The sequence below is a fragment of the Flavobacterium sp. ENC genome (genome assembly GCF_020991415.1).
In the GTDB taxonomy this organism is placed as follows: Bacteria; Bacteroidota; Bacteroidia; order Flavobacteriales; family Flavobacteriaceae; genus Flavobacterium.
This window is the reverse complement of the sequence record NZ_JAJMOY010000003.1, coordinates 189,822-206,541: the sequence shown is the minus strand read 5'-3', so window position 1 is coordinate 206,541 and position 16,720 is coordinate 189,822. Positions and strand designations below refer to the sequence as shown.

Genomic DNA, 16,720 nt, shown 5'->3' with positions numbered 1-16,720 from the left:
TAAGTAAAAAGCGGCAAATTGCCGCTTTTTTGTTTTAGTAAATTTTAAAATTTAATTTTCCCGCAGATTTTGCAGATTGAGCAGATTTATTTCTATTATAAATGCGCTCAATCTTTTATTAATCTTTGTATCTGCTAAATCTGCGGGAGATTAAAAAACAAAACAAAATCGAACTTCTTAAATGAACTTACATCACTTACATGGTCAAAAAAAGCGTATGGATTTTTGCACGCAAAGTCGCAAAGCCGCAAAGTTTTTTATTTGTAAGGCTTAAATTCAAACTTTGTTCCCTTGTCCCTTTGCACCCTTGCGCCTTTGAACCTTTGAACACTTATATGGTAAAAAAAGCATCCTTTATTTTTTTTAAAAGACTTCGTTTTCAAATTTGCGCTTACTATTTATTTACACTAAATTTGCACCTCAATACAACAAACTACACAAAATGATCCATTTCTTTGAAAACCAAAGCAAAACTGTTTTTGCAGTACAAACGCAAAACGAAATTTCGGCTCAAGACATTTCAAAACTAAACTGGCTTTTTGCCAACTCCAATAAGATCGAAAAATCCGCGCTGTCGGATTTTTTTGTTGGTCCCCGCGCCACGATGATCACACCCTGGAGTACAAACGCTGTAGAGATTACTCAGAACATGGGTATCCCGGGCATCATCAGAATTGAGGAATTTCATCCGGCAACGGAAGATTTTACCGATTTTGATCCGATGCTTTCTCAAAAATTCAGCCAGCTGGATCAGGAAATTTTTACGATCAACGTACAGCCGGAACCTATTCTGGAAATCGATGATATTGCGACTTACAATAAAGTAGAAGGTTTGGCTTTAAGCCAGGAAGAAGTAGATTATTTAGACAATCTTGCGGCAAAACTGGGAAGAAAACTAACCGATTCTGAAATTTTTGCCTTCTCACAAGCCAATTCAGAGCACTGCCGTCACAAGATTTTCAACGGAACTTTTGTTATTGACGGTGAAGAAAAAGAAACTTCTTTATTCAAATTAATCAAGAAAACATCACAGGAAAACCCTAACGATATTGTTTCTGCTTACAAAGACAACGTTGCTTTTGTAAAAGGACCAAAAGTGCAGCAGTTTGCACCAAAATCAGCTGACAAACCAGATTTTTATGAAGTAAAAGAATTTGATTCGGTTATTTCATTAAAAGCAGAAACACACAATTTCCCAACCACTGTAGAGCCTTTTAACGGAGCAGCAACAGGTTCTGGTGGAGAAATCCGTGACCGTTTAGCAGGTGGCCAGGGTTCTTTGCCATTGGCAGGAACTGCGGTTTATATGACTTCGTATTCACGTCTGAAATCGGCTGATTCTGCTCAGGAGGACAGAAAATGGGAGAATGCAGTTGAAGAAAGAAAATGGCTGTACCAGACTCCAATGGACATTTTAATCAAAGCTTCCAACGGGGCTTCTGATTTTGGAAATAAATTCGGGCAACCGTTAATTACAGGTTCGGTTTTAACTTTCGAACATCAGGAAAACGACCGTAAAATTGGTTACGATAAAGTAATCATGCAGGCGGGCGGAATTGGTTACGGAAAACTGGATCAATCAATCAAAAAGAAACCACAGGAAGGCGACAAAATCGTTATTCTGGGAGGAGAAAATTATAGAATCGGAATGGGTGGTGCTGCAGTTTCGTCTGCCGATACCGGAGCTTTTGGTTCAGGAATTGAGTTAAATGCGATTCAGCGTTCGAATCCGGAAATGCAAAAACGTGCTGCCAATGCCATTCGTGGTTTGGTGGAAAGCGATCATAACCCAATTGTTTCGATTCACGATCACGGTGCGGGCGGACACTTAAACTGTCTTTCTGAGCTAGTGGAAGAAACAGGAGGCCTAATCGATTTAGATAAATTACCGGTTGGAGACCCGACACTTTCAGCAAAAGAAATTATCGGAAACGAGTCTCAGGAAAGAATGGGATTGGTGATCGGTCAGAAAGATATTGACATTTTACAAAGAATTGCCGACAGAGAGCGTTCCCCAATGTATCAGGTTGGAGATGTAACGGGAGACCACCGTTTTACTTTCGAATCCAAATCAAATGGTTCAAAACCGATGGATTATGCATTGGAAGATTTCTTCGGAAGTTCTCCTAAAACGATCATGACCGATAAAACAATCGACAGGAAATATGCTGATGTTTCGTATTCGGCAAATGATTTCGAAAGTTATTTAAAAGACATTTTACGTTTGGAAGCAGTGGGTTCAAAAGACTGGCTTACGAATAAAGTAGACCGTTGTGTAGGTGGAAAAGTAGCCAAACAACAAAATGCAGGACCGTTACAATTGCCTTTGAACAATGTAGGTGTAATGGCTTTGGACTATTTAGGAAAAGAAGGAATCGCGACTTCTATTGGTCACGCCCCTATTGCTGCTTTGATTGATCCGGTGGCAGGAAGCAGAAATGCTATTGCCGAATCGTTATCCAACATTATCTGGGCTCCGATTAAAGACGGAATGAAAGGAATATCGTTATCAGCCAACTGGATGTGGGCCTGTAAAAACGAAGGGGAAGACGCTCGTTTGTACGCTGCCGTTGAAGGCTGTTCAGAATTTGCAATCGAATTGGGGATCAACATTCCGACAGGAAAAGATTCCCTTTCGATGAAACAAAAATATCCAAACGACGAAGTAATCGCACCGGGAACGGTTATTATTTCTGCGGGAGGAAATTGTATCGACATCAAAAAAGTAGTAGAACCTGTTTTACAGAAAAACGGAGATTCTATTTATTATATCAATTTGTCTCAGGATGCTTTCCAATTGGGAGGTTCCTCTTTTGCACAAATCAGAAATACGATCGGAAAAGAAACGTCTACCATAAAAGATGCTTCTTTCTTTAAAACGGCGTTCAATACGATTCAGGAATTAATCTTAGACGATCAGATCCTGGCAGGACACGATATCGGAAGCGGTGGTTTAATTACCACTTTACTGGAAATGTGTTTTGCGGATGTAAATCTGGGTGCTAAAATTGATTTTTCTGCTTTCGCGGAAAAAGATTTGTTGAAAATCCTTTTCGCTGAAAACATCGGAATTGTGTTCCAGGCGAAATCTGACGCAGATGTTGAAGCTAAATTAAAAGGAAACAATATCGAATTTTTCAAAATTGGTTCCGTGCAAAGTACGCCAAGTTTGGAATTTGGAATTTATAATTTGGATATTGAAAAATATAGAGACATTTGGTTCGAAACTTCTTATTTACTAGACCAGAAACAATCTAAAAACGGAAGAGCCCAGGCCCGTTTCGAAAATTATAAAAATCAGGTTTTAAACTATACGTTTCCGGCACATTTTACAGGAAAAAAACCAGTAATCGACGCTTCGAAACCAAAACCTAAGGCTGCTATTATCCGTGAAAAAGGAAGTAATTCCGAGCGTGAAATGGCAAACGCTATGTACTTAGCTGGATTTGATGTAAAAGACGTTCACATGACCGATTTGATTTCAGGTCGTGAAACACTGGAAGACATTCAGTTTATCGGTGCTGTGGGTGGATTCTCTAATTCCGATGTTTTAGGTTCTGCCAAAGGATGGGCCGGAGCTTTCTTATACAACGAAAAAGCAAAAACAGCTTTGGATAATTTCTTCAAAAGAGAAGACACATTGTCTGTCGGAATCTGTAACGGCTGTCAGTTGTTTATGGAATTGGAAGTCATCAATCCGGAGCATGAAATACACGGAAAACTATTGCATAACGAAAGCCAGAAACACGAGAGTATTTTTACTTCTGTAAAAGTTCAGGAGAATAATTCGGTGATGTTATCGACATTGGCCGGAAGTACTTTAGGAGTCTGGGTTTCTCACGGAGAAGGAAAATTCAATTTGCCTTTAGCCGAAGAAAACTACAACATTGTTTCTAAATATGCTTACGAAGGGTATCCGGCAAACCCTAACGGTTCGGATTATAACACCGCAATGATGTGTGACAAAACCGGAAGACATTTGGTGATGATGCCTCATATTGAGCGTTCGACTTTCCAATGGAACTGGGCACACTACCCAAAAGACAGAAACGACGAGGTTTCCCCTTGGCATGAAGCTTTTGTCAATGCCAGAAAATGGATTGAGAAAATCTAAAAAAAAATATAAAACGCCCGATAATTCGAGCGTTTTTTTTTGCCACGACCCGAGCGATAGCGAACAGGCGAAGCAATTGCACGAATTTTCACGAATTTTTAATTTTTAATTTTTTTTAAATAACCACTCCCATAGCTATCGGAATAAAGGTTTAAAATAATTATTAAAACGGCTCAATTATTTGCAATAAGCAAATAGTTAATTCGTGAAAATTCGTGCAATTGCTTCGCCTGTTCGCTATCGCTCGGGTCGTGGCAAAAACCCTCACATACACCTTTAAAAATAAATTGTAAAAAATTGCCCCGACGCTATCCCTAATAGCCGGGGCATTTTTTTTTTAACGTTTTAGTGAGGAAGCGATTCCGGTGGCCATATTCGATACTCCGAAAGCAAACAATCCGGCAGCAATCGCGCGCTGACCTGCAAAAAACTGATTTTCTACAATAGCATTGCTAAAGAAATGCCCGCCTATTAATCCAGCCACCAGTCCTAAAACAATAAGACTGATATGACGCCATGGTTCCGGATCCGGTGGCGGTGGCGGCCATTTTTTCAATAAATCCCTTAACCATCCCGGATAACCTGTACCGCACCATCCCATTATCAAAAAGAAAGTTGTTTCCATCTTCTATATTTTTAAAATAATGCCTACTCTTTTGCTTTTCGGCTTACGCTTTTAATTCATTTCAAAACTATCATCTGCAGGCTTTATGTCTCTTATGTCACTTCCTGTTTTTTACAGGGGAAAAAGACCCTTTTTTTGCCTGGCAATGAAACCCTTAAAACAGGCTAAGCTTAATTTAATAGTATCTTAAGACAGTTTATTTCAGTGTATTTCATTCGATAAATATCTTTGTCTTTATGAAAATTTACCTGCAAAAAATAACACTGCTGATCCTTTTATTTAGTATAAGCCCATATACATTCAGTCAAAATTCAGCTGCTGTAAAAGGAACTGTGACCGACGGGAAGCTTCCCGTAGAATTTGTTGACGTTGTGCTGAGAAGCAGCAACGACTCCACTACAGTAGTTTCGTATGCCGTGACCGATGCTTCAGGAAATTTTTTACTCGAAAATATAGCTTCAGGTGATTATCAGTTGCAATTCAGGTTAATCGGATTTAAAACCGTCTCTCAAAAGATAAAATTGGCAGGTGCTCCGCTCAGTCTCGGAACAACTGTCTTACAAAATGATACCCACGTATTGAATGCGGTGACCGTAAATTCACGAAAAAAACAAATTCACAAAACAGACGAAGGCTTTGTTTTTAATGCGGCTTCGAATATTTCACAAACCGGCGGAACTGCCACAGATATGCTGAAAAGTATTCCGACAGTTGCTGTTGACGCAGATGGCGCTATTTCACTCAGAGGAAAAACACCCATGATCTTAATTAATGGAAAAAACTCCGCCATTACCAATATGGACCAGATCGCGGCAAGCAGCATCGAAAGTATTGAAGTCATCAGCAATCCGACCGTAAAATACGACGCCAATGCAGAAAGCGGGATCATTAATATTAAACTTAAAAAAAACAACCAAAACGGCCTTAACGGTGCGGTAGTGCTGGGCGGTGGCTTTGGAGCCAAAGGCCGAATGAACAGTTCCGTGCAGCTGAACCAGAAAACAGAAAAATGGAATTTTGGCCTGGCCTATGACAATCGTTTTGCCGGAAGAACTAAAAAAATAAAAGGAGACCGCACCAATTATTTGATTGATGACGAACATTTCATTAATCAAAACAGAAATGACGAACGTACGGAAGGCCTTCAAAATTTAAAATTCAATGCTGATTTTACCCCGGACGAAAGAAATACGTTTTCTCTTGAAGCACTTGGCAATCTGGAAACGCAGGATAATGATGAAACCTTACAGACAAAAGTCAATACCAACACCAATGATTTTTTCTCCAATAATACCAGACATTCTTTGGAATTAGAACGTTCGAAAGTAGCCGAATTCGCTTTTAATTACGACCGTAAATTTTCTGATGACCGCAAAAGCCTGAATGCGGGCATTACCTCATCTTATAATTTCCACAGGGAAAACACCAATATTGACACCAATAATTACGATGAAAATCAAATGCTGACCGGAAATCCTTTTTTGCAAAGAACTCATAATTATGAAAAAGAAAACATCTCGAATGCTACCCTCAACTATACATTTCCGCTTGCAGAAAAATCAATAATCGAAACGGGGTACAAAGGAACCTTCCGATTTTTCAATTCCGATTTTCAAAGCTCAGATCAAATCAATAACGATTATGCAATTAATCCGCTCGCCAGTAATATTTTTGATTTTGATGAACAAATAAATGCCGTTTACGGAATGCTGAATTCCTTTATTGGAAGCACAGAAAATCCAAAATGGAAATACAACCTGGGGATTCGCGGCGAGCAGGTTTCCAATAGCGGAAAAACACAAACCAACAGCGATGCTTTTTCCAATCATTATCTTAAACTATTTCCATCGGCTTCTTTGCAGCGGAACCTAAAAACCGATGAATTCTTAAAATTCGGGTACAGCAAGCGTATCAATCGGCCTGATTTAGACAATCTGAATCCATTTATAGACATCACCGATGCTTTGAATCCGCATACCGGAAATCCCCATTTAAAGCCTGAAATCATCCATATCGTTGAAATGAGTTACAATACCGAATGGGATAACTATTCGTTTTCCACCAATGCTTTTTACAGAAATGCCAACAACACCATCAAACAATATGCAGTGCTTCAGGACAATGGTGTTGTTTTACTGCGCCCTGAAAACATTGGAAAAACAATTACCTATGGTTTAGAAACTATTTTCAGTTTTAAACCGGCTCCTTTTTATGATGCCAACATTAGTGTAACGGCTTTTCAGCAAAACATAAAGGCGGACAACCTGGCTCAGGACGTGGTTCAGAATGCTTTTAGCTGGTACGGAAAAATGATTCATAATTTTATTCCGTGGAAAGGCGCTAAACTGCAGCTCATCGGCAATTACAATTCGGCACTGGCTACGCCGCAGGGAAAACGAATTCCGGTTTATAATGCTGACCTGGGTTTTCAGCAAAAATTAGGAAAAGGAAATGCGCGTTTAGGACTTGTGGTTACCGATATGTTCAATACACTTGAAAGCGGTTATAAAAACAATACTTCCCTCTTTAACAGCAACCGGACTTCAAAATCAGACACCCGGGCATTGCTGCTTACTTTTGCCTATACTTTCAAATCTGATTTTAAAGAAAAACTACTCGAAAATCAATTTTCAACCGAGTAATTTCCCTTTGGAAATGAATTGTTTAAAAAAATTCTCATTCTTGTAATTTGGATTCATTTTTTATAGAAATTTGAACTATATTCGCCTAAAAAATCCTGCCACGGAATTTTTTGAAGGCCCAAAAACAACTAAAACCTACATAGAAATGAAAATTTTAAAAGCATTCCTCTTTGCATTATTTTTTATTGCTACCCAATCCTATTCACAGGAAATTAATATAGACAAAATCCTTTACAAAGGCCGTGAGCGTTATATCACTACTACTATCGAATATCCGATACAGGGAACTTTTTTACCTATCGGGCAAAAAGAGCCCAGCACAGTATTAAATCCGGACGGTACAGGAGTGATTCAGAACGACGATTTAAGCAAGAAAAAGATCAACTGGGGAATTGAATGTACCGAAGAAGGTGTTCCGGTTTTTAAGGAAGGCTTCAACAGTAAATCCTATACGTTCTGGTACCGAACCAATGACAGTGATGAGTGGAATTACACCCAGCTTTCTATCCATTTCGCCAAAAAGAAAATGTTCCTGATGGGAGAAAGAGTAAAAAGCTACGAAGATTTTAATGTGCAGTAAATCGCGTCCCACAAATTAAACATTTCTCGCTTTTTACTAAAATTTGCTATAAAAAAGAAAACGTTTTCGTTGATTTTTAATAGTACCTGTAATTTTTGCCATAAAATTTCATAAAACTAAAAATTATACCCATTTTTTATTTAATTTGCGGTAAAATTCAATATATTAAACATGGTTTCAATCACACGCCTTTTTGATTTTCCTTATTATCAACAAGAAACTTACGACCTTCCGGTTGCTCTGGCTACCAAAAAAAATGGAGCCTGGGAAAAAACATCCACTCAGGAATATATTGCAAAAGCAAATGCCGTATCAAGAGCATTATTGCGTATGGGCGTTCAGAAAGAGGATAAAATTGCATTAATCACTTCAAATAACCGCACGGAATGGAATATCATGGATATTGGTATTTTACAGACCGGGGCACAGAACGTTCCGATTTATCCAACGATTGCCGAAGAAGATTACGAATATATTTTAAACCACAGCGGAAGTATTTACTGCTTCGTGTCCGATGATGAAGTACTTCAGAAAGTAAATGCGATCAAAGCCAACGTTCCGACGTTAAAAGAGGTGTATTCCTTTAACGAAATTGCAGGCTGCAAACACTGGTCCGAATTACTGACTTTGGGTGCAGACGAAAGCAATCAGGCTGAAGTGGAAGCGAGAAAAGACAGTATAAAAGCGGATGATTTAGCTACTATTATTTATACCTCAGGAACTACAGGAAGACCTAAAGGAGTAATGCTCTCCCACCACAATATTGTTTCGAATGTGTTGGACAGTGCACCGAGAATTCCTTTTGATCCGGGAAAAAGCACCGCATTGAGCTTCCTTCCTATTTGTCATATTTTTGAAAGAATGATTTTATACATCTATCAGTATTATGGCGTTTCTGTTTATTTTGGAGAATCTATTGACAAAATCAGTGATAACCTGAAAGAAGTAAAACCAACCGTGATTACGGCTGTTCCAAGACTTCTGGAAAAGGTTTACGATAAAATTTACGCCAAAGGCGGCGAATTAACCGGAATAAAGAAAAAATTATTCTTCTGGGCTATTGACCTGGGTTTAAAATACGAGCCTTACGGAGCCAATGGTTTCTGGTACGAATTTCAGTTAAAAATTGCCCGAAAACTTATTTTCAGTAAATGGAAAGAAGGTTTGGGAGGCAATTTAGATTTAATGGTTTCCGGAAGTGCTGCTTTACAGCCGCGTTTAACAAGAGTTTTTGCCGCTGCCGAAATTCCGGTTATGGAAGGGTACGGTTTATCTGAAACTTCACCGGTAATTGCTGTAAACGACCAAAGAAACAAAGGTTTCAAAATTGGAACCGTTGGAAAAGTAATCCGTAACGTTGAAGTGAAAATTGCGCAGGACGGAGAAATCCTATGCAAAGGTCCAAACGTTATGTTAGGCTACTTCAAAGACCCTGAAAAAACAGCAGAAGCTTTACAGGACGGGTATTTCCACACCGGGGATATTGGCGAAATTGACAGTGAAGGTTTCCTGAAAATTACAGACCGTAAGAAAGAAATGTTCAAAACCTCAGGCGGAAAATACATCGCTCCGCAATTGATTGAAAATGCCATGAAACAATCGCGTTTTATTGAGCAGATCATGGTAATTGGTGAAGGCGAAAAAATGCCGGCTGCTTTTATTCAGCCTAACTTTGAATTCGTAAAAGAATGGGCTAAAATCCATAAAATTACTTTGGGAAGTTCCAATGCCGAAATCGCTTCCAATCCGGATGTCATCAAACGCATCGACGAAGAAATCGAAGGAATCAACGAAAAATTCGGTCACTGGGAAAGAATCAAACGTTTTGAACTGACTCCGGATGTCTGGTCTATCGATGGCGGACAATTGACTCCAACATTAAAATTGAAACGTAAAATCATCAAAGAAATCTATAAAGATCTTTACGCTAAAATTTACGGGCAAAATTCATAATCAAAATACTATAACCAACGCAAAACGGCTGTCATCTGACAGCCGTTTTTCTATATTTTTATTCTTATTACCAAATCACTATAATTTATAAAATGCTTCTGTAAGATAAAAAACTGTATCGATAAAAAACAGATTACTATCAAAAGTCAGAACATTTTCGTCGTGCAAATCTTCAAGGATAATGCCTGCTTCAGGATTAAAATAATCGTTATTTCTGGTATTTATAAAACCGTTTGAAATTAAAAATTCCCCGACGTATTCTAATTTTGTAGTACTATTAGATTCTACAAATTTCTGTTCGACAACAGCATAAAGTATATCCTTTTGTTCATAAAACCCGATTAACTGGTAAGCGGTATCCGGAAAGAAATAATTATGTAGTAGTAAATTATTCAAATAATCTTCCCAGGATTCGTAGTAGATAGTATCGTTAAGCTTGATTACTTTATGTTTGTTTTGAAGATACACTTTTTGCTCAGCACCCGAAGAGATAAAAGCATTCATATTTATAAAGGTAATCCAAAAACTATTCCTGTTACAAAATTCTCTTATTAACGCTCTTTCTTCACTTTTGATTTGCTTTCCTGACTCAAACGTTCCGCCTGGGCTCTTGCTTTTTCTAAGGTAACGGGAGATTGTTTGGATAGTATTTCCATGCCTAACCTGGCTCTTTCCTGAAATGATATTTTGTAGTTCATGATCCATGATTTTGTATACTGCAAATATAGAAATAAATAGTAATTAACGCGTTGGGGGTAATTTACTGAAACGCTGATGTGATCTGAAAAACAAATACATAAAAATTATAAATTTCAATAAAACTTTTTTATTCTTATAGAAATCAATGTCACCCTGAGCGGAGTCGAAGGCTTTTTTGCATGAAAAGGGATTCGACTCCGCTCAGCCTGACACCAGTTTTGAATTACACCCAACAGGTTACTATTAACTATCTATTTCGGAAATTTCAATAAACATTTTTATTCTTATAGAAATGAATGTCGCCCTGAGCGGAGTCGAAGGCTTTTTTGCATGAAAAGGGCTTCGACTCCGCTCAGCCTGACACCAGTTTTGAATTACACCCAACGGGTTACTATTAACTATCTATTACGGAAATTTCAATAAAACATTTTTATTCTTATAGAAATCAATGTCGCCCTGAGCGGAGTCGAAGGCTTTTTTGCATGAAAAGGGCTTCGACTCCGCTCAGCCTGACAATAGTTTTGAATTACACCCAACGGGTTACTATTAAATAGCTATTTACGGAAATTTCAATAAAACATTTTTATTCTTATAGAAATCAATGTCGCCCTGAGCGGAGTCGAAGGATTTTTTGCATGAAAAGGGCTTCGACTCCGCTCAGCCTGACAATAGTTTTGAATTACACCCAACGGGTTACTATTAAATAGCTATTTACGGAAATTTCAATAAAACATTTTTATTCTTATAGAAATCAATGTCACCCTGAGCGGAGTCGAAGGCTTTTTTGCATGAAAAGGGCTTCGACTCCGCTCAGCCTGACAATAGTTTTGAATTACACCCAACGGGCTACTATTAAATAGCTATTTACGGAAATTTCAATAAAACATTTTTATTCTTATAGAAATCAATGTCATCCTGAGCGGAGTCGAAGGGCACCCTGAGCGGAGTCGAATGCTTTTTTGCATGAAAAGGGCTTCGACTCCGCTCAGCCTGACACCAGTTTTGAATTACACCCAATGGGTTAATGCAAAACGGCCGTCAGATGACAGCCGTTTTTTTTATTAGTTTAATCTTTTAGTTTATTTCTTAGTTAGCCTTCGTTACACTAATTTTTTCCAGTGTTACTTTAGCATCTCCGGCTCCTGATTTTTTAATGATAATTTCAAAGTTCTTGTCTGTATTGATTAAGTCATCTGAAATATAGTAGGAGAAATTCACTTTTATCCCGTCTTCGCTTATCGGATGATCGTCTTCCATTCCATGATCGTGGGCTACTCCAAAGAAAGTCATTGTGCCTACATATTGGTCCGCTTTGCCCGGATATCTCAGAAAAACGGTATAGTAATCTTTTGGTTCTTTGTATACCGATACACTTAAATTTAGTACTAATTTAGAATTGGCACTTTTAAAAACTTTATTTGTGCTTTTGGCCAATGTACTCGTTACTTTATGACTAAAAGCACTAGTCCCAAGCACCTTCCCTACTTTCTGTTCCCAAACCACCTGCTCTTTTGAATCCTGAAAAGCAATTTTCTTTTTTGATGCCGTTTCATTGGAAGCTAAAACCGGAGTCGTAGAGCCGTAAAGCAGGTTATCATATTTATAATCCAGATTAAAAACAATCTTGTATACTTCTTCCATCGTATAGGTAATATGTTTGCCATCGGGAGTGATAAACTCATAAGTCCACGGATTCGCTTTTAGGTCCTCCAGGCTCGGACGCTGGCCATAAGCCGAAACATCCCAGGATTCCCAAATACGGTCAATCATACTATGGTGCAGCCAAAAAACAGGGTCGAATCCGGCAGACGGAACATTGGCCATCAAACCTGAATATTCCTTCTGATAGATTTCATTATAATACGTTTCACCCGGATTGGCATATTCTCCGCCGATAAGATCGTGCATGTACCCGTGAGGTGCAATTTCGAGGTTTTTGCTAAATCCGGCCTTTCCGCTGAAAGAAGGGTTGGTTTGTAATTCTCCCAGTGCCGACTGAATCTGATCGACCTGATCCGGAAGGATCGGCTGACCGTTGTTCAGGATACTATATCGCGCTGCCGTATACAAAGAACCCGATTTGTCTGTTAATTGTGCCGGCATAATGTTTTCGGAAACTTCCTTGCTGCCGTAATTCCAGTACGGAAGAGCAAAGTCCTCTTTTCCTGATAATTCACGGACAATTTTTTCTAAGTACCAGATGTACATTCTGTGCCATAAAAGAAAATTCAGGGACGCACTGTCTGATCCGTTGTGCGTACAATCGGCCCATGCCCATAGTTTATCTTTACTGGTCTGATATTGCGGACAAAGTACATTTTTGCCATTAATGACCGTCGGAATATTGTGTATCGCTCCCTGATAATACCAGGCCAGGCCATTATCGCAGCCCATGGCACGCATTTTTTCAAAAGCGGTATTCATGGCTACCAGATTGGCCTTTCCTTCAGGCGTATCAACATTCCAGCGCGTATATTTCGCATTGGCATTACCCTGACCAAAGGATAATCCTGTGATCAGCATAATAAAGAATAAGTTCGTAATTTTTTTCATGTTGTTTGTTTTTGGGTGAATATTGAATTATTAGTTTCCTTTAAAGCACTTCGACTTCAAAGGTTAAAATCTTGGCATACTCCGGATTGGCTTTATCGTAAATCTTAAATTTTACAATGCCATTGCCCTTTTTGTTCTCCGGAATGACATGTATGGCAATAAATCCCTGCTGATCTGCATTGAGTTTATTAAAAGCCGAACCTTTTGGAATTCCGATCTGGCAGGCACCATGCTGGCACATCGAACAATCCCATTCTTTAGGAAACGTATTCGACACTGTTTCCCAAACCAGATAGATGGGTTTATTGGAAATGTTTTCGACTTTGATTTTAGAAATATCCAGTCGTTTCGTTTTCAAAACGCTCTCTTTATTGGTGGCATTGCCCACTACCGTAAAAGTAGGTTTGCTTTGTGCAAAGGAGAACGAAAACGAAAAAAGGAGTATAAAATAAAATAGTGTTGTTTTCATAAGTATTGGTTTTAATATTAATAAAATACCGGAATACCGGCGTTGTAGCTTATTTTTTTGGAAACCGGATCTGTAAAGTGATACCCGATCTTTTCCTGGTCTGAAACATTTTCTAAAAAAACCTCCAGTTCCATACATTCGCCCGGTGGAAGCTTTACTTTACACGCTCCGGAAAATGTAGTCAGGTTCTTCTCATTTCCGGAAATTAGCCTGACTTTTGCCTGAGACGGAAACTGTATGTCATTCCGGTACAGCCCCGCATTAATCAGACGCAGCAACACGGCCTCTTTTTTGTTTGCCAATACTTGCAAGCCTTTATTTTTAGTGGCGATCTGGCCATTAATTAAAAAGTACTGTGGTTTGAAATCCGGCAGCACTACAGGCTTATTGCTCGTATCGTATGCCGTACCCATAATCGCATCGGTATGCCATTTCGGATCAATTTCAGTACTACACCATAGTGCCTCAGCCAGCCCTTTAGCGGGTAAAACATCGGTTTCTTTCGGACGTATGATAATGACCCCAAACATGCCTGCCTGAAGATTAAAAGGATAATTTTCGGGACTATAATACAGGTACGTTCCTGCTTTTTGAGCCACAAAAGAATAAAACCCGTGCTCCATATGATGCACCGGCTCTTTTTTGGTCAGGACTTCATTTTCGGCAGTACGCTGCACAAATTCAATTTCACGGCAATACAGCGACACCGGATTTCCCTGCGAAATATTCCAGAAATCAATATTGATACTATCTCCTACCTTCATATCGATCTCCGATCCCGGCAAAGTAACCTGTCCCGAAAGCGAGTTTGTAAAACCAAAAGTCCGAATCGGTGCCTTTTTTTCAATGAGCAGCTTTCCTGTGGTACGGCCAATAATTAATCGTTCGTTTTGAGAAAACAAAAAGGTGCTGACGAATAAAAAAGAAAATACCAGTGTAATTTTATTCCGTTTTTTCATTTTATAAACTCCCATTAATATGACTGTACCGTATTGGCCAATTCAAATTTAGAGTTATTGCGAGTTACACAACTGCGTACAAATACCTGTTTTTGTAGTAAAAATCCCAGTTTAAGATTCCCCTAATTTCCTGTATAGATGAGGATTCCCGGAATGAAGTTTTGTTTTTATAAGAAAAATATTTCTTTTTATTGGGGTATTGGGGATTATAAAGTATAGGATTCCTGCCGTAGCCAAATATATCGCAGGTTCTGATGAAAAAATATTTTTTACTACATTTGCTAAAAATGTAATCTTTTTATTACATTTGTTTCTATCTAAAAATGACACCTGAAAAATTTCTGTTGTGAAACAAAAATCCAAATAAAATGTACAACAGTTGTGTTGTAAAAATTCTGTTGAGATAATAAATTACAACAAAAAATTTACAACAATTCTGTTGGAGAAACTTATGTTGAAATAATAATTACAACAGAAAATCTACAACAACCGTGTTGTAAAAAGAGAATAGAAATTAAATTGTAAACCATATTAAAATACAATAACCTTAAGCAAAGTGATGAAAGAGGAGAAACAATTTGGAGAACTATTTGGATTCAGGCACAATGAGATAGCCAACATAGTGGGTGTATCGCAAGGGCTCTGGTCGATGTATGCAATAGGAAGACGCAGTCTGCCAACAAGAGCCTACCTAAGACTGGCCAAAATGATCATTTTTGAAGAACAACAAAAAAATAATCCTCCTGCTGTCCGGCAGCTGGAACCCGAACAAAGGAAGCACTGGGAAGACAAGCTGAACCTCAACCAAATCAGTCAGCATAACATTATCAAAAAACTCAGAGAACATCAGGAAAAATATGAGCCTGCGCGGAAAGGTTTGGATCTTCTTGCTTTTATGACAGACGAATCACAGGCTGCTGATTTTGTAGCAGACGAAATGGAAAAAAGACGCAAAGACACATTTTTCCCGGTCGTAAAAGCACGATTAGAAGGCGTTATCGAGAGAAACAGCCTTCACCTCCAGGAACAGTACGAATTAAAACTCCAGGTCCTGCAATACGAGGAAAAATGCCTGAAAGAGAAACTGTCTGTTCTTTGAAAAAGTTTACAGTTCCAGTTTGCAGTCACAGTTGCAGTCGCAGTTTACAGTCGCAGTTTACAGTCACAGTTTGCATTTTCACATTTAATGACTAACATATAACTCATAACTCAAAACCCACAATTCTTAACATTTTTATTGTTATTTTTGAAAGATGAGCACAGCAACCAAACTCAAACACATTGGCCGAAATTAAAATTATCATTCAAATCACTAAACATTTTTAAAACATGAATAAAAAAACCTATATTATATTTCTGATCATTAGTTCTTTAGTTTTAGTAGCAGATATTTGTTTTGATATTTTCTCAAAAGATATTAAAAAGTTAAGCTTTTGGATCTTTTTAACCCTGAACGTATTCTTTTTATTAAAATTAAAATCCCAAAAAAAGACCTCTTAATATAATTTAATATCCCATTAAGCCTGATCGACATTTTAAGTATTTACATCACACATTTTCCTATTTTCTAATCTTCACATTTTCTAATTTCTTTATTCATAATTATTATCTTTGAACTATGAGCACAGCAACCAAACCCAGACACATTGGCCGAAACATAAGCCGAATCAGAGAACTTCGCGGTATGAAACAAGAAATACTTGGAGAAGCTATTGGAACAAGCCAGAAAAATATTTCCGTTATTGAATCCAGCGAAACTGTTGATCCCGAAAAACTGAAAGAAATTGCAAAAGCTCTTGGTGTTACGGTAGAAGCTATTGAAAACTTTTCTGAAGAATCTGTTTTTAATTTCTTTAATAATTTTTATGATAATAGTGCCAACAATGGTCAGGGAAATGGCAATACTAATCATAATGCTTGTAACTTCAATCCTCTTGACAAAGTGGTGGAACTTTACGAACGTTTGGTTCAGGCTGAAAAGGATAAGGTGGAGTATTTAGAAAAATTGATGAAAGGGAAATAATATTCTTTTTTCTTATATATAAAATGCGCAATGGGAATTGCGCATTTTATATATTAAGATTGTTGCTGTGAATTTGAAACCTTTTAAAATTGTCAAAAATAAA

General features: G+C 38.1%; 12 protein-coding genes. 6 read left to right on the top strand and 6 right to left on the bottom strand.

The features are described from left to right. Positions 1–442: 442 nt before the first annotated feature. Positions 443–4,114, top strand: a complete 3,672-nt coding sequence (gene purL / locus LPB89_RS09695; protein ID WP_230701547.1) for a phosphoribosylformylglycinamidine synthase — start codon at positions 443–445, stop codon at positions 4,112–4,114. A gap of 337 nt (positions 4,115–4,451) precedes the next feature. Here purL and LPB89_RS09690 read toward each other — a convergent pair whose 3' ends face one another. Then, complete coding sequence (locus LPB89_RS09690) at positions 4,452–4,739, bottom strand: hypothetical protein (protein WP_154339264.1); 288 nt, start codon at positions 4,737–4,739, stop codon at positions 4,452–4,454. A 236-nt stretch (positions 4,740–4,975) separates the two neighbouring features. Between LPB89_RS09690 and LPB89_RS09685 the strand changes: the two genes are divergently transcribed. From LPB89_RS09685 to LPB89_RS09675, 3 genes are all read left to right on the top strand, one after another. Continuing rightward, the gene (locus LPB89_RS09685) at positions 4,976–7,381 is read left to right on the top strand and encodes a TonB-dependent receptor domain-containing protein (RefSeq protein ID WP_230701546.1); all 2,406 of its coding nucleotides are present in this window, start codon (positions 4,976–4,978) and stop codon (positions 7,379–7,381) included. Between the two features lie 145 nt (positions 7,382–7,526). Next, the gene (locus tag LPB89_RS09680) at positions 7,527–7,961 is read left to right on the top strand and encodes a hypothetical protein (RefSeq protein WP_230701545.1); all 435 of its coding nucleotides are present in this window, start codon (positions 7,527–7,529) and stop codon (positions 7,959–7,961) included. Positions 7,962–8,132: 171 nt separating this feature from the next. After that, positions 8,133–9,914, top strand: a complete 1,782-nt coding sequence (locus LPB89_RS09675; RefSeq protein WP_230701544.1) for a long-chain fatty acid--CoA ligase — start codon at positions 8,133–8,135, stop codon at positions 9,912–9,914. Positions 9,915–9,992: 78 nt separating this feature from the next. Here the strand turns inward: LPB89_RS09675 and LPB89_RS09670 are convergent, their stop codons facing one another. The 5 genes from LPB89_RS09670 to LPB89_RS09650 all read right to left on the bottom strand — a co-directional run bounded on the left by LPB89_RS09670 (position 9,993) and on the right by LPB89_RS09650 (position 14,594). Further along, positions 9,993–10,433, bottom strand: coding sequence for a hypothetical protein (locus LPB89_RS09670; protein ID WP_230701951.1), 441 nt, complete (start codon positions 10,431–10,433; stop codon positions 9,993–9,995). Positions 10,434–10,465: 32 nt separating this feature from the next. Then, positions 10,466–10,612 carry a hypothetical protein gene (locus LPB89_RS09665; protein WP_230701950.1) on the bottom strand — a complete coding sequence of 49 codons (147 nt, stop codon included), beginning with the start codon at positions 10,610–10,612 and terminating at the stop codon, positions 10,466–10,468. A gap of 1,087 nt (positions 10,613–11,699) precedes the next feature. Further along, positions 11,700–13,166 carry a tyrosinase family protein gene (locus LPB89_RS09660; RefSeq protein ID WP_230701543.1) on the bottom strand — a complete coding sequence of 489 codons (1,467 nt, stop codon included), beginning with the start codon at positions 13,164–13,166 and terminating at the stop codon, positions 11,700–11,702. Positions 13,167–13,206: 40 nt separating this feature from the next. Continuing rightward, positions 13,207–13,635 (bottom strand): hypothetical protein, encoded by a 429-nt coding sequence (locus LPB89_RS09655; protein WP_230701542.1) that lies wholly within the window; start codon positions 13,633–13,635, stop codon positions 13,207–13,209. A gap of 17 nt (positions 13,636–13,652) precedes the next feature. Then, positions 13,653–14,594: a multicopper oxidase domain-containing protein gene (locus LPB89_RS09650; protein ID WP_230701541.1), complete on the bottom strand. Its 942-nt coding sequence runs from the start codon at positions 14,592–14,594 to the stop codon at positions 13,653–13,655. Between the two features lie 559 nt (positions 14,595–15,153). Between LPB89_RS09650 and LPB89_RS09645 the strand changes: the two genes are divergently transcribed. Together LPB89_RS09645 and LPB89_RS09640 are read left to right on the top strand one after the other, a co-directional pair. After that, the gene (locus LPB89_RS09645; protein WP_230701540.1) at positions 15,154–15,693 is read left to right on the top strand and encodes a hypothetical protein; all 540 of its coding nucleotides are present in this window, start codon (positions 15,154–15,156) and stop codon (positions 15,691–15,693) included. Positions 15,694–16,212: 519 nt separating this feature from the next. Next, positions 16,213–16,617 carry a helix-turn-helix domain-containing protein gene (locus LPB89_RS09640; protein WP_230701539.1) on the top strand — a complete coding sequence of 135 codons (405 nt, stop codon included), beginning with the start codon at positions 16,213–16,215 and terminating at the stop codon, positions 16,615–16,617. The last annotated feature ends 103 nt before the right edge of the window (positions 16,618–16,720 follow it).